Source organism: Pigmentiphaga daeguensis (assembly GCF_039523035.1).
In the GTDB taxonomy this organism is placed as follows: Bacteria; Pseudomonadota; Gammaproteobacteria; order Burkholderiales; family Burkholderiaceae_B; genus Pigmentiphaga; species Pigmentiphaga daeguensis.
In genome coordinates, this window is the sequence record NZ_BAAAEN010000004.1 from 209,249 (window position 1) to 226,621 (window position 17,373).

12 protein-coding genes are annotated in these 17,373 nt (G+C 67.1%); 8 read left to right on the plus strand and 4 right to left on the minus strand.

Going from position 1 to position 17,373, the window contains the following annotated elements; genetic code table 11:
• Positions 1–106 precede the first annotated feature (106 nt).
• From leuS to ABD104_RS07750, 7 genes are all read left to right on the plus strand, one after another.
• On the plus strand, positions 107–2,767 hold the full coding sequence (gene leuS / locus ABD104_RS07720; protein WP_343927337.1) for a leucine--tRNA ligase: 2,661 nt from the start codon (positions 107–109) through the stop codon (positions 2,765–2,767).
• A 257-nt stretch (positions 2,768–3,024) separates the two neighbouring features.
• Entirely contained in the window at positions 3,025–3,519 is a 495-nt protein-coding gene (locus ABD104_RS07725) for an LPS-assembly lipoprotein LptE (RefSeq protein WP_343927338.1), read from the plus strand.
• A gap of 199 nt (positions 3,520–3,718) precedes the next feature.
• The gene (gene holA / locus ABD104_RS07730) at positions 3,719–4,753 is read left to right on the plus strand and encodes a DNA polymerase III subunit delta (protein WP_279813818.1); all 1,035 of its coding nucleotides are present in this window, start codon (positions 3,719–3,721) and stop codon (positions 4,751–4,753) included.
• A gap of 34 nt (positions 4,754–4,787) precedes the next feature.
• A complete protein-coding gene (locus ABD104_RS07735) occupies positions 4,788–6,047 on the plus strand; it encodes a glutamate-5-semialdehyde dehydrogenase (RefSeq protein ID WP_343927360.1) in 1,260 nt (419 codons plus the stop codon).
• Between the two features lie 100 nt (positions 6,048–6,147).
• Complete coding sequence (locus ABD104_RS07740; RefSeq protein ID WP_087841804.1) at positions 6,148–6,570, plus strand: CopD family protein; 423 nt, start codon at positions 6,148–6,150, stop codon at positions 6,568–6,570.
• A gap of 12 nt (positions 6,571–6,582) precedes the next feature.
• Positions 6,583–8,082, plus strand: coding sequence for a THUMP domain-containing class I SAM-dependent RNA methyltransferase (locus ABD104_RS07745; protein WP_087841805.1), 1,500 nt, complete (start codon positions 6,583–6,585; stop codon positions 8,080–8,082).
• Between the two features lie 201 nt (positions 8,083–8,283).
• Entirely contained in the window at positions 8,284–8,475 is a 192-nt protein-coding gene (locus ABD104_RS07750; RefSeq protein WP_132980396.1) for a hypothetical protein, read from the plus strand.
• A 133-nt stretch (positions 8,476–8,608) separates the two neighbouring features.
• Here ABD104_RS07750 and adeC read toward each other — a convergent pair whose 3' ends face one another.
• The 3 genes from adeC to ABD104_RS07765 all read right to left on the minus strand — a co-directional run bounded on the left by adeC (position 8,609) and on the right by ABD104_RS07765 (position 14,604).
• A complete protein-coding gene (adeC, locus tag ABD104_RS07755; RefSeq protein ID WP_087841807.1) occupies positions 8,609–10,060 on the minus strand; it encodes an AdeC/AdeK/OprM family multidrug efflux complex outer membrane factor in 1,452 nt (483 codons plus the stop codon).
• A gap of 1 nt (position 10,061) precedes the next feature.
• On the minus strand, positions 10,062–13,244 hold the full coding sequence (locus ABD104_RS07760) for an efflux RND transporter permease subunit (protein WP_087841808.1): 3,183 nt from the start codon (positions 13,242–13,244) through the stop codon (positions 10,062–10,064).
• Between the two features lie 151 nt (positions 13,245–13,395).
• Positions 13,396–14,604, minus strand: coding sequence for an efflux RND transporter periplasmic adaptor subunit (locus ABD104_RS07765; protein WP_087841809.1), 1,209 nt, complete (start codon positions 14,602–14,604; stop codon positions 13,396–13,398).
• Positions 14,605–15,094: 490 nt separating this feature from the next.
• Between ABD104_RS07765 and ypfJ the strand changes: the two genes are divergently transcribed.
• Complete coding sequence (ypfJ, locus tag ABD104_RS07770) at positions 15,095–15,946, plus strand: KPN_02809 family neutral zinc metallopeptidase (protein WP_343927339.1); 852 nt, start codon at positions 15,095–15,097, stop codon at positions 15,944–15,946.
• A 79-nt stretch (positions 15,947–16,025) separates the two neighbouring features.
• On the opposite strand, the gene ABD104_RS07775 is transcribed toward ypfJ, so the two are convergent.
• The gene (locus ABD104_RS07775) at positions 16,026–17,279 is read right to left on the minus strand and encodes a class I SAM-dependent methyltransferase (protein ID WP_087841811.1); all 1,254 of its coding nucleotides are present in this window, start codon (positions 17,277–17,279) and stop codon (positions 16,026–16,028) included.
• Between the last annotated feature and the right edge of the window lie 94 nt (positions 17,280–17,373).

Sequence of the window (17,373 nt, forward strand, 5' to 3'; positions counted from 1 at the left end):
TCTATAATGAGGGGTTTAGCCGGCCGGCTGCCCCGCGCGAGCCGGCCCAGGCCCGCGGCCATGGCGTCATCGCCGCGCCAGAATACCCTAGACCAGCCCGGAACCCATGCAGGAACGCTACGCTCCCAACGAGATCGAATCCGCCGCCCAGAAGCACTGGGAAGCGACCAACGCCTACCTGACGGTAGAACACGCGAAGAACCCCGACGGCTCGGAAAAGCCCAAGTTCTACGCCTGCTCGATGCTGCCCTATCCCAGCGGCAAGCTGCACATGGGCCACGTGCGCAACTACACGATCAACGACGCCATGTACCGGCAGTTGCGCATGAAGGGCTACAACGTCCTGATGCCCATGGGCTGGGACGCCTTCGGCATGCCGGCCGAGAACGCCGCCATCAAGTCCAAGGTGCCGCCCGCCAAGTGGACCTACGACAACATCGCCTACATGAAGAAGCAGATGAAGGCGATGGGCCTGGGCATCGACTGGTCGCGCGAAATGACCGCCTGCGACCCGCGGTACTACAAGTGGAACCAGTGGCTGTTCCTGAAGATGCTGGAAAAAGGCATCGCCTACCGCAAGACCCAGGTGGTGAACTGGGATCCGGTGGACCAGACCGTGCTGGCCAACGAACAGGTCATCGACGGGCGCGGCTGGCGCTCGGGCGCGCTGGTGGAAAAGCGCGAGATCCCCGGCTACTACCTGCGCATCACCGATTACGCCGAGGAACTGCTGGACGAGGTCAAGAACAACCTGACCGGCTGGCCCGAGCGCGTGCGCCTGATGCAGGAACACTGGATAGGCAAGAGCGAGGGCACGCGCTTCGCCTTCACCCACGACATCCGCGACGCCGCCGGCCAGTTGATCCAGGACGGCCGCATGTACGTCTTCACGACGCGCGCCGACACCATCATGGGGGTCACGTTCTGCGCCGTCGCGCCCGAACACCCCCTGGCCCTGCACGCCGCCGCCACGGATCCCGCCCTGGCCGCCTTCATCGAGGAATGCCGCAAGGGCGGCGTAACCGAGGCCGAGCTGGCCACGCGCGACAAGGAAGGCCTGCCGACCGGCCTGACCGTGGTGCATCCGCTCACGGGCGAGGCTGTGCCGGTCTGGGTCGGCAACTACGTGCTGATGAGCTATGGCGACGGCGCGGTCATGGGCGTTCCCGCCCACGACGAACGCGACTTCGCGTTCGCCAGGAAATATGGCCTGCCCATCAAGCAGGTCATCGAGGCCGAAGGCCAGGTCTTCTCCACCGACGCCTGGCAGGAGTGGTATGGCGACAAGCAGGTGGCACGCACGGTGAACTCCGGCAAGTACGACGGCCTCGGCCACCAGGCCGCCGTCGATGCCATCGCGGCCGACCTCGCGGCCAAGGGCCTGGGCGAGAAGCGCACCACCTTCCGCCTGCGCGACTGGGGCGTTTCGCGCCAGCGCTACTGGGGCACGCCCATTCCCATCATCCACTGCGAGGCCTGCGGCCCGGTGCCGGTGCCCGAGAAGGACCTGCCGGTCGTGCTGCCCGAGGACCTGATCCCGGATGGCAGCGGCAACCCGCTGGCCAAGAGCGAATCGTTCCTGAAGTGCGTCTGTCCGCAATGCGGCAAGCCCGCCCGGCGCGAGACCGACACCATGGACACTTTCGTGGACTCGTCCTGGTACTTCATGCGCTATACCTCGCCCGGCAACGACGCCGCGATGGTCGACGAGCGCAACGACTACTGGATGCCGATGGACCAGTACATCGGCGGCATCGAGCACGCCGTGCTGCACCTCTTGTACGCCCGGTTCTGGACCAAGGTGATGCGCGACATGGGCCTGGTCAAGTTCGGCGAACCCTTCGTCAAGCTGCTGACGCAGGGCATGGTGCTCAACCACATCTATTCGCGCAAGAACGAAAAGGGCGGCATCGAATACTTCTGGCCCAACGAGGTCGAGAACCTGTACGACGCCAAGGGCGCCATCGTGGGCGCCAAGCTCAAGGCCGACGGCTCGCCGGTGGATTACGGCGGCGTGGGCACGATGTCCAAGTCCAAGAACAACGGCGTCGATCCGCAGTCGCTGATCGATACCCAGGGCGCGGACACGGCCCGGCTGTTCGTGATGTTCGCCAGCCCGCCCGAGCAGACCCTGGAATGGTCGGGCTCGGGCGTGGACGGCGCGCACCGCTTCCTGCGCCGCCTGTGGTCCTTCTGCCATGCGAACCGCGAACGCATCCAGGCGGCGCTGGGCCGCCCCGCCCCGGCCGACTGGTCGTCCGCCAGCCAGTCCGTGAAGCTGCTGCGCCGCGACGTCCATGCCATCCTGAAGCAGGCCGACTACGACTACCAGCGCATCCAGTACAACACCGTGGTCTCGGCCAGCATGAAGCTGCTGAACACGCTGGAGGATGCCAGGCTCGACGGCGAGACCGGCGACGCCGCGCTGGCCGAAGGTACGCGCATCCTGCTGTCGGTGCTGTATCCCATCGTGCCGCACCTGACCTGGCAGGCCTGGCGCGACCTGGGCTATGCCCAGGTCCATGGCGACCTGCTGGACGCGCCGTGGCCCGAGCTGGACGAGGCCGCGCTCGTGACCGACGAGGTCGAGCTGATGCTGCAGGTGAACGGCAAGCTGCGCGGTTCGCTGTCGGTGCCCAGCAGCGCCGACAAGGTCGCCATCGAGGCCCTGGCCGTCGCGCACGAGGCCGTGGGCAGGTTCCTGGAAGGGCGTCCCCCCAAACGCGTTATCGTTGTCCCTGGCAAACTAGTAAATGTGGTGGGCTAAAGGCAGGCCCCCCCGTACGCGCTGACGCGCGCCCGGCATGGTGAACCCCCAGCCGCTGCGCGGCAGCCCCCCAAGGGGGCCGGGACCCGCCTTGGGGCGGCCCGGCGCCGGGTCCCAGGGGGCGAATGCGGGTGGACCGGCAGAGCCGGATCCACCGCATCCTGGGGAAACTCAACGGGCTTCGTTGGTGAAGTCTTGATTTGGAAACTGGCATGAAACCGTTGTCCTCTTCGTCCTCTGCTGATATGCGACGCCGTATGCTGCTGCAAGCCGCGGCAAGCGGCGGGCTGGCGCTTCTGGCGGGCTGCGGCTTCGCGCTGCGGGGCACGGCCGACCTGCCCTTTTCCACGCTCTACATCGGCGCCGCCGACACCTCCGAGCTCGGCGCGCAATTGCGCCGCTACGTGCGCAACACGACCAATACGCGCATCGTCGAGGATTCCAAGGCGGCGGAAGCCCAGTTGCAGATCCTGCAGGAGACGCGCGAACGCAGCATCCTGTCGCTGGACGCCTCGGGCCGCGTGCGCGAATTCGAGCTGCGCTACCTGTTCGCCTTCCGCGTCCACGACGGCAAGGGCCAAGACTACATCCCGCCCACGACCATCGCGCTCAAGCGCGACCTGACCTTCAGCGACGCGAATACCCTGGCCAAGGACTCCGAAGCCAACCTGCTGTATCGCGACATGCAGAACGAAGCCGTGCAACAGGTGCTGCGCCGCATGGCCGCGGTCGAGTCCAAGCAGCCCAGTTGATGAAGAAGATGAGGCCCCCCCCTACGCGCTTCGCGCGCCCAGAATGGTGTGCCCCCAGCCGCTACGCGGCAGCCCCCAAGGGGGCCGGGACCCGCCTTGGGGCGGCCCGGCGTCGGGTCCCGAGGGGCGATGCTGGCGGACCGGCGGAGCCGGATCCGCGGCATCCTGGATCGCAGCGACGGTCCGCCGGAGGCACCCTATGAGGCAATTGCGTCCAGAACAACTGATTGCCCAGCTTCAGCGGGCGGGCGAGCAGCTGGAACCGCTGTATACGGTGACCGGTGACGAGCCCCTGCTCGTGATCGAGGCTTGCGACGCCTTGCGGGCGGCGGCCACGGCTGGCGGCTTCACGGAACGGGAAACGGTGGTGGCGGATGCCCGCAGCGACTGGAATGCGCTACTGAGCGCCTCGCAGTCGATCTCGCTGTTCGGCGATCGCCGGCTGCTGGAGCTGAAGATCCCGACCGGCAAGCCCGGCAAGACCGGGGGCGAGGTCATCGCGCGGCTGGCCCGGCAGGCACCGGGCCAGCGGGGCGAGAGCGTCACGGTGGTGATGCTGCCCAAGCTGGACAAGACGACCCGCTCGTCGGCCTGGTTCTCGGCGCTGGCCGAACACGGCATCGTCGTGGACGTGCCCACCATCGAACGGCCGATGCTGCCCGGCTGGGTGGGCGAGCGGCTGGCCCGGCAGCAGCAGCGCGCCGGCGGCGAGGTCCTCCAATGGCTGGCCGACCGCGTCGAGGGCAACCTGCTGGCCGCGCACCAGGAAATCCTCAAGCTGGGCCTGCTGTATCCGGAAGGCGCGCTGACGCTGGAACAGGTGCAGGACGCGGTCATGAACGTGGCGCGCTACGACGTATTCAAGCTGCGCGACGCCATGCTGGCGGGCGACGCCAAGCGCATGGTGCGCCTGATCGAAGGCCTGCGCGCCGAGGGCGAGGCCCTGCCGCTGGTGCTGTGGGCGGTGGGCGAGGAAATCCGCCTGCTGGCCCGCCTGGCCCAGGCCGGCCAGCAAGGGCAAAGCGTGCCGGCGCTGATGCGCACGCTGCGCTTTTTCGGCACGCATGAACAATTGGCCAACCAGGCACTCAAACGGCTGACGCCCCAGGCCTGGACCGCCGCCGTCCACCACGCCCACGAGGTGGACAAGATCATCAAAGGGCTGCGTGTTCCGGGACGCCTTCCGGATCCGTGGCACGAAATCACGCGGCTGGCGCTCAGGCTCGCGGCCTGAAACGCCCCGCCCCCTGCGATTCATACGAATGGAAATCTCTACGCTCGACCAAACCATGCGCCGGATCGGCGCCAGCGCCCGCGCCGCCGCCCGGCTGGTCGCCCGCGCCGACGACCGTGCCAAGGCCGCGGCGCTGCGCGCCATGGCTGCCGGCCTGCGCGACCACAAGGACTGGCTGCAGGCGGAAAACGCCAAGGACCTGGAAGCGGCCCGGGCGAACGGACTGGACGCGGCCATGGTCGACCGCCTGACGCTGTCCGACAAGGCCCTGGGGCTGATGGCCGCCGGCCTGGAGCAGATCGCCGCCATGCCCGATCCCGTGGGCGAACTGACCGAGACCCGCACGCGGCCCAACGGCATGCAGGTGGCGCGCATGCGGGTCCCGCTGGGCGTCATCGCCATCGTCTACGAGTCGCGCCCCAACGTCACCATCGACGCTGCCGCGCTGTGCCTGAAATCGGGCAACGCCACCATCCTGCGCGGGGGTTCCGAGGCCATCCATTCCAATACCGCGCTGGGCCGCATCGTGCGCGCGGGCCTGGAAGCCGCCGGCCTGCCCGCCGACGCCGTGCAGGTGGTCGAGACCACCGACCGGGCGGCCGTGGGCAAGCTCGCCACCATGACCGAGTTCGTGGACGTCATCGTCCCCCGGGGCGGCAAGGGGCTGATCAAGCGCCTGTCCGAGGAAGCGCGGGTGCCGGTCATCAAGCACCTGGACGGCATCTGCCACGTCTACGTCGACCGCGACGCCGACCTGGCCAAGGCCCACACCATCGCGTTCAACGCCAAGACCTACCGCTACGGCATTTGCGGCGCGATGGAAACCCTGCTGGTCCATGCCGGCGTGGCCAGGGCCTTCCTGCCCCCGATGGGACAGGCGCTTGCCGAACACGGCGTCGAAATGCGGGGCTGCGAGCGCACCCTCGCGCTGGTGCCGCAGGCCGTGCCCGCGACCGAGGAAGACTGGGACACGGAATACCTGGGCCCCATCCTGTCGATCAAGGTGGTGGACGACCTGGACCAGGCCATCGGCCACATCGAGGCCCATGGCTCCCGGCACACCGACTCCATCGTCACCGAGAACCTGTCCGCCGCCCGCCGCTTCCAGCGCGAGGTCGATTCGAGCTCGGTCTACGTCAACCTGCCGACCTGTTTCGCCGACGGCTACGAATATGGCCTGGGCGCCGAGATCGGCATCTCGACCAACAAGCTGCACGCCCGTGGGCCGGTCGGGCTGGAAGGGTTGACCACGCTGAAATGGATCCTGACCGGCGACGGCCAGACGCGGGGCTGACGCCGCGCGCCCTGCCATGCGGCGGATGCGGCCCGTTGGCCCGTCCCGCCGTCCGATTCCGCCGCCCTCGCGGCACGCATGCATCGACAAGGAAGCGCCTATGCTGTGGGTAAAAGCTTTTCACATCGTCTTCGTCGCCTCGTGGTTCGCCGGCCTGTTCTACCTGCCGCGCATCTTCGTCAACCTGGCGCAGGAAACCAATGCCGCCGCGGCCACGCGGCTGCTGGGCATGGCGCGCCGGCTGTTCCGCTTCACCACCATCCTGGCCGTGCCGGCCGTCCTGCTGGGCCTGTGGCTGTATGTGGGCTATGGTATAGGCCGCGGCCCCGGCAACGGCTGGATGCACGCCAAGCTGGCCGTGGTCGTGCTCGTCATCGGCTACCACCATGCCTGTGGCAGCCTGCTGCGCAAGTTCGAGGCCGGCCGCAACGCCCGGTCCCACGTGTTCTACCGCTGGTTCAACGAGGTTCCCGTGCTGCTGTTGCTGGCCGCCACGGTTCTCGTTGTCGTCAAACCCTTTTGATTGGCCCAAGTCTTGTCCGATACTCCCGAGCGCAAGAAACCCACGCTTTCCCTTCCCAGCCGTCCGCGGCAGTCCGGCGCCCCGCAGGATGCCGACCGGCGCGTCCGCTCGGGCCCGCGCGCCCACCGCGTGGCGCGGGCGGCGCTCGAAAGCGGCAAGCAGCCCACCGCGGCGGACGCACCGAGGGACGACGTCCCGGTCCGTCAAAGCCGTGAAGGCCGTCCCTCGGGGAAACCGCCGGCATCCGTGCCGGGCGACAATCGGGACCGGCGGCGACGCGACGACGAGCCTGGCGCGCGCCCGCGCGAGCGGCAGGCAGGCCGCCCGGCCCCCACGGCCGAACCCCGGCCCCGCGGCGCGCAGGCCGAGACCTTCGCCATGTTCGCGCCCTGCCCGCAGGGCCTGGAACAGGCGCTGGTCGACGAACTGCATGGGCTGGGATACGACGACGCCTACGCCGGTCGCGCCGGTGCCCATTTCACGGCCGACTGGAACGGCATGATGCGTGCCAATCTGGAATCGCGGCTGGCCACACGCGTCCTGGTCCGGGTCGCGCACGGCGCCGTGCGCGACGAGGACGAACTGCTGGAACTGGCCCGGGCCACTCCCTGGGAACGCTGGTTCGGCGCCGAGCAGACCCTGCGCGTGGATACCTCGGCCGTGCGCAGCCCGATGAAAAGCCTGCAATTCTGCAATCTGCGGGTCAAGGACGGCATCTGCGATCGCCTGCGCGAACTCGAGGGCGAACGTCCCAGCATCGATACCGTCCGGCCCGATGCGCGCGTGCATGCCTTCCTGGACGAAACCAGCGCCACGCTCTACCTGGACACCTCCGGCGAATCGCTGTTCAAGCGCGGCTGGCGTCTGGACAAGGGCGAGGCACCGCTGCGCGAGAATCTCGCGGCGGGCTTGCTGGCACTGTCCGGCTGGCCCGCCGACGTGCCGCTGATCGACCCCTTCTGCGGCAGCGGCACCATCCTGATCGAGGCGGCGCTCAAGGGATTGCGCGTGCCGCCCGGCATCTCGCGGCCCTTCGCCTTCGAGCGCCTGCGCGGCCACCAGGACCGCCGCTGGCGCGACCTGAAGGATGACGCCCGCGCCCGCATCCTGCCCGAACTACCCATGCAATTGGCCGGCGCCGACATCGATCCGCGCGCGATCGACGCGGCGCGCGAGAATGCCCACCGGGCGGGATTGACCGAAGACGCGGTCTATTTCGAGGTGGCCGATGCGCGCGACACCTGCCCGCTGGACGAACGCGCCGGCTGGCTGATTACCAATCCCCCCTACGGGGAACGCCTGGACCTGGAGGAAGACCGCCAGCTCTGGTCGGAGTGGGCCAGCACGCTCAAGCGGGAATTCGGCGGCTGGCAGTTGCACGTCATCACCAGCGACCTGGAACTCCCCCGCAAGCTGCGCCTGGACCCGTTCCGGCGCACGCCCGTCTACAACGGCGCGCTGGCCTGCCGGCTGTTTGGTTTCCAACTGGTCAAGGGCAGCTTCCGCCGCTGAACCTTCCTCCGGCGCCGTCAGGCGCCATTTTTCTGCCCTGTTGAGTGACTTATAAACATCCAAACTGAGGCTGGAGGGCAACACTTGACCGCTCATTCATGCTGCGATGCGACAAAGGCTTGCCTTATCCTGGGGTTTCCCCTAATATAGGGTTATCACCTAGGGGATAGCACCTAGGCAACCACTGTAAAGGATACAGCCATGAAATACGTTCAAGACAGCAAGCTGACCGACACGCTCGAGCGCGAACTGATCCGTGGCGAACTGGCCAACGAATTCGAACAGCCCCGTCCGTTCGAAGCCCTGCGCGCCGCGGCCAAGCAGGTTCTGAACCTGATCGCCGACCTGAAGGCGAACGCCCGCCGCTACAACGTCCAGTACGTCAACGGCTGATCGCAGCTCATGCGGTGCCCCGGCAAGGGCGTCCCCGTTCGCGGGAGACGCCCTTTGTTCATTCCGGGACCAGGCATGGACGGATGAAATGTCGACGGGTTGAATGACAAGGGGCGCCGCAGCGCCCCTTGTTTCATTGCACGGTAGAGGTTGGCGCCGCCTTGGCGGCCACCGTGTTCTCTTCCCAACCGCCCCCCAGCGACTTGTACAAGCCCACCAGGTTGTTCAGGCGCTGCGTGCGCGCCTGCAACAGGCTTTGTTCGGCGGTGAACAACGCGCGTTGCGCATCCAGCAGTTGCAGATAGCTGTCGACCCCGTTGCGATACCGCATGTCGGACAGTTCCAGGCTGCGGCGGGATGCATCCACCAGAGTCTGTTGCGACTGGATCTGCCGATCGAAGGTACCCTTGGCGTCGAGCGCGTCCGCCACTTCCCGGAAGGCCGTCTGGATCGTTTTCTCGTACTGGGCCACCGCGATGTTCTTGCGGGCTTCGGCCAGGTCGAGGTTGGCCCGGTTGCGGCCACCGTCGAAGATGGGCAGGCTGATCTGGGGCGCGAAGCTCCAGGCCAGCGAACCGCTGTCGAACAGCCCGGACAACTGGCTGCTGGCGGTTCCGAACGCGCCGGTGAGCGAGATCCTGGGGAAGAACGCGGCCCGGGCGGCACCGATATTGGCATTGGCACTGCGCAATTGCTGCTCGGCCGAGCGGATGTCGGGCCGGCGCTCGATGAGGTCGGACGACAGACCGACCGGCACGTCGGCCAGCAACGCCTGCTCGCTCAGCGGTCGCGGCGCGGGCAGGTCGGCCGGCAGGGGCTGGCCGATCAGCAACACGATCGCATTGGTGGCCTGGGCCCGGTTGCGCTCGGCGATGGCCTGCTCGGACAGCGCGCTCTGCACCAGCGACTCGGCCTGCTGGAGCTCAAGCTCGGAAGCCGCGCCGGCGTCGTAGCGCAGTTTGATCAGGTTGTACGAATCCTGCCTGGTCTTCAGCGTACGCTGGGCCAGCGCCAGCAGTTCGTCGCTGGAGCGCTCGTTCAGGTAGGCATTGGCCAGCTGGGCCACCAGGCTGATCTGCGTGCTGCGCCGTGTTTCCTCGCTGGCCAGGTACTGCGCCAGCGCGGCCTGGCTCAGGCTGCGGACGCGGCCGAACAGGTCCAGTTCGAACGCCGTCACGCCCAGGTTCACCTGGTACTGGCTGCCTATGGTCGAGCGGCCGGAGTACGACAGGTCGCCGGGCGTACGCTGGCGCGTGCCGTTGGCGTTGGCATTGACGCCGGGGAATTGGTCGGCGCGCGTCACGCCGTACTGGGCCCGGGCCGCTTCGATGTTCAGCACCGCCACGCGCAGGTCGCGGTTGTTCTCCAGCGACAGCGCGATCAGCCGTTGCAGACGTTCGTCGCCGAAGAACTGGCGCCAGCCTATGTCGGCCGTGGCCGGCTGCGAGCCGGCCGGCGCGGCGCCGTGGGCGGAGAAATCCGCCTCCACCGGTGCCGCCGGGCGCTCATAGGTCGGGATCATCGAGCATCCCCCCAGCAAGGCGGCGACGGCCACCGCCACGAGTGAGTATGCGGGTCGTTTCATATCAGTTTCCTTCATGCTTGACCGTTCCCGCCGCGCCGGCGTCGCCCTTGTTCGGCTCGTCGTCATGGTGCCCCATGACATGCAGCGATTCGGGCTTGGTCTTGAACAGCCTCAGCACCACCACGAAGAACACGGGCACCAGAAACACGGCCAGCAGCGTGGCGGAGATCATGCCGCCCATCACGCCGGTACCGATGGCGCGCTGCGCACCCGAGCTCGCGCCGGTGGCGATGGCCAGCGGCAGCACACCCAGGATGAACGCCAGCGAAGTCATGACGATGGGGCGGAAACGCAGGCGCGCCGCCTCGATCGTGGCCTCGGCCAGGCCCTTGCCCTCGGCATAGAGGTCCTTGGCGAATTCCACGATCAGGATCGCGTTCTTGGCCGACAGGCCGATGATGGTGATCAGGCCTACCTTGAAGAACACGTCGTTGGGCATGCCCACCAGCGTCACCGCCAGCACCGCGCCCAGGATCCCCAACGGCACCACCAGGATCACCGAGAACGGGATGGACCAGCTTTCATACAGCGCGGCCAGCACCAGGAACACCACCAGCAGCGACAGGGTCAGCAGGATGGGGACCTGGGCACCCGACACGCGCTCCTGCAGCGACTGGCCCGTCCATTCGTAGCCGATGCCCGGGGGCAGCTCGCGCACCAGGCGCTCCATCTCGCTCATGGCCTCGCCGGTACTGAAGCCCGGCTTGGCATCGCCCGAGATCTTGTAGGCGGGATAGCCGTTGTAGCGGATCACCTGCACCGGCCCCTTGGCCCACTCGGACGACGCGAATGCCGAGAACGGCACCAGGCCGCCGCTCGAGTTGGCGGCGTACAGGCGCAGCAGATCGTCCGGCGACATGCGGTCCCCGGCCTCGGCCTGCACGACCACGCGCTGGACGCGGCCGGCGTTGATGAAGTCGTTCACCACGGCCGAGCCCACCGACGTGGACAGCGCCGAACGGATGGAATCGAACGACACACCCAGGGCGTTGGCCTTCTCGCGATCGATCAGCAGCCGCAGTTCAGGCGCGTCCTCCAGGCCTTCGACGCGGGCGTACGCGATCACGGAGCTCTTGGCGACGGCGCCCAGCAACTGGTCGCGGGCGTCGCGCAGCGCGTTGTGGCCCAGCCCGCCACGGTCCTGCAGGCGGAACGTGAAGCCGGTCGCGTTGCCCAGTTCGGGAATGGCCGGCGGCACGATCGAGAACACCATGGCGTCCTTGATGCGGGCGAAGAAGCTGCCGTTGGCGCGCGCGGCCTCGGCCTGCGCCGATTCGTCCGCGCCGCGCTCGGACCAGTCCTTGAGGGTGGCGAACGACAGCGCCGCGTTCTGGCCCATGCCCGAGAAGCTGAAGCCCAGGATGGTGATGATGGACTTCACCGACGGCCGCTCGGAGTAATGCGCTTCCATGACCTCGACCGCCTCGCGGGTGCGGTTGGCCGAGGCGCCCGGGGGCGTCTGGATGTCGGTGATCACGTAGCCCTGGTCTTCCGCCGGCAGGAACGACGACGGCAGGCGCAGGAACGTATAGGCCATCACGGCCAGGATCGCCGCATAGATGACCATGTAGCGCCCGGTCTTGGCCAGCAGGCGGCCCACCCAGTTCTGGTAGCCGTCGGCCGTCCGGTTGAAGCTGCGGTTGAACCAGCCGAAGAAGCCCTTCTTCTCGTCATGCGCGCCCTTGGGGATCGGCTTGAGCAGCGTGGCGCACAGCGCCGGCGTCAGGGACAGCGCTAGGAAGCCCGAGAACATGATGGACGTGGCCATGGCCAGCGAGAACTGCCGGTAGATCACGCCCACCGAGCCGCTCATGAAGGCCAGCGGCAGGAACACGGCCGTCAGCACCAGTGTGATGCCGATGATGGCGCCGCTGATCTGGCCCATGGCCTTGCGGGTGGCTTCCTTGGGCGGCAGCCCTTCCTCGACCATGATGCGCTCGACGTTCTCCACCACCACGATGGCATCGTCCACCAGGATACCGATCACCAGCACCATGCCGAACATGGTCAGCACGTTGATCGAGAACCCGGCGATCAGCATGCACGCGAACGAGCCCATCAGGCAGATCGGCACCACGATGGACGGGATCAGCGTGTAGCGGAAGTTCTGCAGGAACAGGAACATCACCAGGAACACCAGCACCATGGCCTCGACCAGGGTATGGAGCACCTTCTCGATCGACGCCTTCACGAAGGGCGAGGTGTCGTACGGGATGTCGTACTTGTAGTCGGCGGGGAAATAGGCCGCCAGCTCTTCCATCTTGGCCTTGACGCCCTCTGCCGCCGACAGCGCGTTGGCGCCGGGCGCCAGTTGCACCGCCACGGCGGCGGTCGGCTTGCCGTTCAGGCGCGACGAGAACGCGTAGGTCTCGGCGCCGACCTCGATGCGCGCGACGTCGCGCAGGCGCACGGACGAGCCGTCCGGATTCGCGCGCAGCACGATGTTGCCGAACTCCTCGGGCGTGGCCAGCTGGCCGCGCACCGAGATGGTGGCGGTGATCTGCTGGTCCGGCAGATTGGGCTGGTCGCCGATGGCGCCCGCCGGTAACTGCACGTTCTGGCCGGCGATGGCGGCATTGACGTCGGCCGTGGACAGCTTGTAGCCCACCAGCTTGGCCGGATCGATCCAGATGCGCATGGCCCGCTGCGAGGCGAACAGCTGCGCCCGGCCCACGCCGGGGATACGGCGGATCTCGCTCAGCACGTTGCGGGTCAGATAGTCGCCCAGGCCCACGGCATCGGTTTCGCCGCTTTCCGAGGACAAGGTCAGCACCAGCAGGAAGTTGGTGCTGGCCTTCTCCACCCGCAGCCCTTGCTGCAGCACGGATTGCGGCAGGCGGGACTCGACCCGCTTGATGCGGTTCTGCACGTCCACCGCGGCCAGGTCGGGGTCGACCCCCGGCGCGAAGGTGATGTCGATTTCGGCGCGGCCAAAGTTGCTCTGCGACTCGAAATACAACATGCCCTGCGCGCCGTTGAGCTCGTCCTCGATCAGGCTGGTGATCGACTGGGCCACCGTTTCGGCCGACGCGCCGGGATAGGTGGCCGACACCGAGATGACCGGAGGCGCCACCGCCGGGTACTGCGACACCGGCAGGTTGGGAATGGCCAGGACGCCTGCCAGGATGATGAACAGCGCGACCACCCAGGCAAAAATCGGCCTGCTAATGAAAAATTGCGACATGTCTGGTGACTCTCTTAGAGATGCTTCGGGCGGCCCGACAGGACCCGGCTCGACTTTGACGAAGCCGGGTTCGCCCTGCCTGCGTCTCGACCGGACCGGTCTTCACCGGTCCGCGCACCCGGGGCGGATCGCGCGCCGGGCACGGTACCGATCACGACTTGCTGCCTTGCTGGCCAGCCGGCTGCGCCGGCGCGGGTTCGGCCGCGGGCTTCCAGGGTACGGGCTTGACCTGCGCGCCCGGACGCACCTTCTGGAAACCTTCGACGATGACCACGTCGTTGGGCTTGAGGCCCTGGGTCACGATCCAGCGATCGCCCACCGCGGCGCCGGTCTTGACGGGACGCGGCTCGACCTTGTTCTCGGCGCCGACCACGTAGACCGACGCATCGCCGTTGGCGCCGCGCTGCACCGCCTGCTGCGGCACGGTCAGCGCCGCCTCGTCGATACCCTGCTCGACCCGCACCCGCACGTACATCCCCGGCAGCAGGACGTTGTTCGGGTTCGGGAACTCGGCGCGCAGCGTGACCTGGCCGGTGCTTTGATCGACCGTGACGTCCGAGAAGAGCAGCTTGCCGGTCAGCGGATAACGCGAACCGTCGTCCAGCACGAGCGAGACACGGGCTTCGTTCGGCGCGACCTGCTTGATCTTGCCGCTATCGAAGGCCGCGCGCAGCTGGCTCAGTTGCGCCACGGACTGCGTGAAGTTGGCGTAGACCGGATCCAGGCGCTGGATGACCGCCAGCGGCGTGACCTCGCCCTGGCCGACCAGCGCGCCCTCGGTAACCAGCGCGCGGCCGATGCGGCCGGAAATCGGGGCCGTGACGGTGGCATAGTCCAGGCTGAGCTTGGCCCGGTCCAGCGCGGCCTTGGTGGCCGACACGGCCGCCTGCGCCTGCTTGTACGAAGCGACGGCGTTGTCGTACTCCTGCTTGCTGACCGCGTTCGCCTTCACCAGCGGCTCATAGCGCTCGGCCAGCATGCGGGCCTGGTACAGGTTGGCTTCGTCGCGCTCGAGATTGGCCTTGGCGCTGTTGTAGTCGGCCTGGAAAGGGGCCGGGTCGATCTTGAACAGCAGTTGGCCCGCCTTGACGTCGCTGCCCTCGCGGAACGCGCGCTGCAGCACGATGCCCGCCACGCGCGCGCGGACCTCGGCGATGCGGGTCGCTTCCAGGCGCCCGGGCAGTTCGTTGACGATGACTTCCTTGGTCGGCGTGATGGTGACCGTGCCGATCTCCATCGGAGGAGGCGCTCCCGCGCCCTGCTGCGCGCCACCGTTTCCTTTGCCGCAAGCAGACAGCGCCAGCAGGGTCGCCAGCGATACCGCGCCTAGCAGATAGGGTGAGCGTCTTTTGCGTTGCATAGCATTCCTCTAGGCATAGACGTCGCGGCACGGATGAAGCCGAAACGTAGTCGAAATCCCGGGATGACGAAAGCCTTGCGCGTCCGGCGGCCTGGCGCGCGCCGGGTGCGGACGGGAAGACATTGCGGACATCATGAAGCAGGCGATTATACAAACATTCATGGATGTTTGTATAAAAAGAACGAATTTTTTTGTTTCGTCAGTTGAGCGCGAGAATATGTCAAGTAGGCATTAACCCCTTGCAGGGCTAGGGCTTTTCCCGGCTTGCGTCGCGCCTAGCGCAGCATGCGCTCCCGAGGAGAAATGCTCCCACATTTTTGCGGCCCGTTGCTGCGCCTTTTGCGATTTTGCTCCGCCATCGTTGCGGCATAAACAACACCCCGCCTCCTCCGCGGCTCGGCGGGAGCGAGGCCGCGCCGGACCGGATCGGTTTATATTCTGGCCGTGCGCCCGCGCACCGCATCGAACGATAAAGGACAGAGGAAGCCCCATGCGTCTGGACAATGGCCGAGAAAGCAGCAACATCGAAGACCGGCGCGGCGGCGGTCCCCGCCTGGCGGGCCGCGGTTCACTGGGCATAGGCGCGGTGGTGCTGGCGCTGGTCGCCATGTACTTCGGCGTCGATCCATCCGTGGTTCTGGACCTGGCCTCCGGCCCCGGCCAGTCGGTCCAGGAATCGTCGGGACCGCCACCGGCCGACGACAAGCAGGCCCAGTTCGTCTCGAAGGTGCTGGCCGATACCGAGGACACCTGGAGCCAGCTATTCACCGCGTCCGGCAGCCGCTACACCGAGCCCAAGCTGGTCCTGTACTCGGGCGCCACGAATACCGCGTGCGGCACGGGCCAGGCGGCCATGGGGCCGTTCTACTGCCCCGGCGATGCCCGCGTCTATCTCGACATGAGCTTTTTCGAGGAAATGCAGCGTCGCCTGAACGCCCCGGGGGACTTCGCCCGCGCCTATGTGATCGCCCATGAGATCGGACATCATGTCCAGAACCTGCTGGGCACGGCCGACAAGGTCAATCGCCTGCAGCGGCGCTCCAGCCAGGTCGAGGCCAACCAGTTGTCGGTGCGGATGGAACTCCAGGCCGACTGCTACGCCGGCGTCTGGGCCTATCACGCCAATCGGGCCCGGCAGATCCTGGAGCCCGGCGACGTGGAAGCCGCCCTGAACGCCGCCTCGGCCATCGGCGACGATCGCCTGCAAAAGGAAGCCCAGGGCTACGTGGTCCCGGACGCCTTCACGCATGGCACATCGGCCCAGCGCGTGCGCTGGTTCAAACGTGGACTGGAAAGCGGCAATCCGGGCAACTGCGACACGTTCTCCGCGGCGTCGCTCTGACCGCCGCGTGAACACCCCGCCGCAATGCGCGAGCCCCGCCTAGGCGGGGCTCATTGCTTCGGCGGTGCCTGCCGGCACCTCAGCGATAGATGTAATCCCGGCGGAACGGATACGCCTGGCCGGCCGGCTCGTCGAGCTGGCTTGCATCGAATACGCCCTGACGCTGGCACAGCACCTGATTCAGCGAAATCCAGCCCTGCTCGAACGCCATGGCACAGCCGGCCAGGTACAGCCGGTAGGCCCGCACGGACTTGGCGCCCTGCTCGCCCGGCAAGATCCGGTAGGCCTCGTCCAGCTTGGCCTCGAGCCCGTCGCTCCAGGCCCACAGCGTGCGCGCGTAATGGGGGCGCAGATTCTCGACGTCGACGGCTTCCAGCCCGCCGTCGCTGAGCGTCTCCAGCACCTTGCTGACATGCACCAGTTCCCCGCCCGGGAATATGTACTTCTCGATGAAGTCTCCCATTCCGCTGCCGAGCTGGGCGTTATAGGTGCCACCGGAGGTGATCCCGTGGTTCATCACCAGGCCGCCCGGGCGCAGAAGCCGGCGGATCTTCGAGAAATAGGCGGTCAGCTGGGCACGCCCGACGTGCTCGAACATCCCGACGGACGCGATCTTGTCGTAGGGCTGGGTTTCCTCCAACTGACGATAATCCAGCAGCACCATCCGGACACGGTTCTGCAGCCCCTTTTCCTCGATCAGGCGATTGACGTGCGCATGCTGGTTCTTGGACAGGGTGATGCCGGTGGCGTCGACGCCGTAGTTCTCGGCGGCCCACAGCAGCAGGCCGCCCCATCCGGCGCCGATGTCCAGGAACCGCTCGCCTTCCTGGAGCCGCAGCTTGCGGCAGATATGGTCGAGCTTGGCTTCCTGGGCCTGGGCCAGCGTCATGCCGGAATCGCGGTAATAGGCACACGAATAGACGCGGCGCGGGTCCTGCCACAGGCCGTAGAAATCATCGGACAGGTCGTAGTGGAACTGGATCTGCCGCGCGTCGCGGTCCATGGTGTGGCGCATGGCCGACGTCGCCTTGCGCCCCAGTTCCGACAGCCAGCCGGGCGGGGAATTGTCCACGGGCGACTCCGTCAGTATGGCGGCGGCCGCCGCCATCAGGTCGCGCATGTTGCCGGTTATGTCGACGCGCCCCTCGACATAGTCTTCGCCCAATTGGCCGATACGCCCCCGCACCAGGTGGGAGACGGATCGCAATGTCCTGAGCTTGAACCCGACCTTCGCATTGTCGGCCCCCAGCCGGGTGCCATCGGGCAGTATGAGTTGAACGGGAATGGGTAAAGCCGAAAGCCGACGTTCCGCCTGAGAAAAAAGTGCATTCATGTAGGGTTTTCCGTATTCCACAACCTGTCAGTCGCGACAGACGCGCGTTTTTATCGGCGCTCAACCCGCACAGGCAAAGATCCCCCTAGGTCGG

Coding starts and splice junctions, on each gene's coding strand:
- ABD104_RS07725 (WP_343927338.1), top strand. CDS start 3,025: ATGCTGCTGCAAGCCGCGGCAAGCGGCGGGCTGGCGCTTCTGGCGGGC.
- holA (WP_279813818.1), top strand. CDS start 3,719: ATGAGGCAATTGCGTCCAGAACAACTGATTGCCCAGCTTCAGCGGGCG.
- adeC (WP_087841807.1), bottom strand. CDS start 10,060: ATGAAACGACCCGCATACTCACTCGTGGCGGTGGCCGTCGCCGCCTTG.
- ABD104_RS07760 (WP_087841808.1), bottom strand. CDS start 13,244: ATGTCGCAATTTTTCATTAGCAGGCCGATTTTTGCCTGGGTGGTCGCG.
- ABD104_RS07740 (WP_087841804.1), top strand. CDS start 6,148: ATGCTGTGGGTAAAAGCTTTTCACATCGTCTTCGTCGCCTCGTGGTTC.
- ABD104_RS07750 (WP_132980396.1), top strand. CDS start 8,284: ATGAAATACGTTCAAGACAGCAAGCTGACCGACACGCTCGAGCGCGAA.
- leuS (WP_343927337.1), top strand. CDS start 107: ATGCAGGAACGCTACGCTCCCAACGAGATCGAATCCGCCGCCCAGAAG.
- ABD104_RS07775 (WP_087841811.1), bottom strand. CDS start 17,279: ATGAATGCACTTTTTTCTCAGGCGGAACGTCGGCTTTCGGCTTTACCC.
- ABD104_RS07765 (WP_087841809.1), bottom strand. CDS start 14,604: ATGCAACGCAAAAGACGCTCACCCTATCTGCTAGGCGCGGTATCGCTG.
- ypfJ (WP_343927339.1), top strand. CDS start 15,095: ATGCGTCTGGACAATGGCCGAGAAAGCAGCAACATCGAAGACCGGCGC.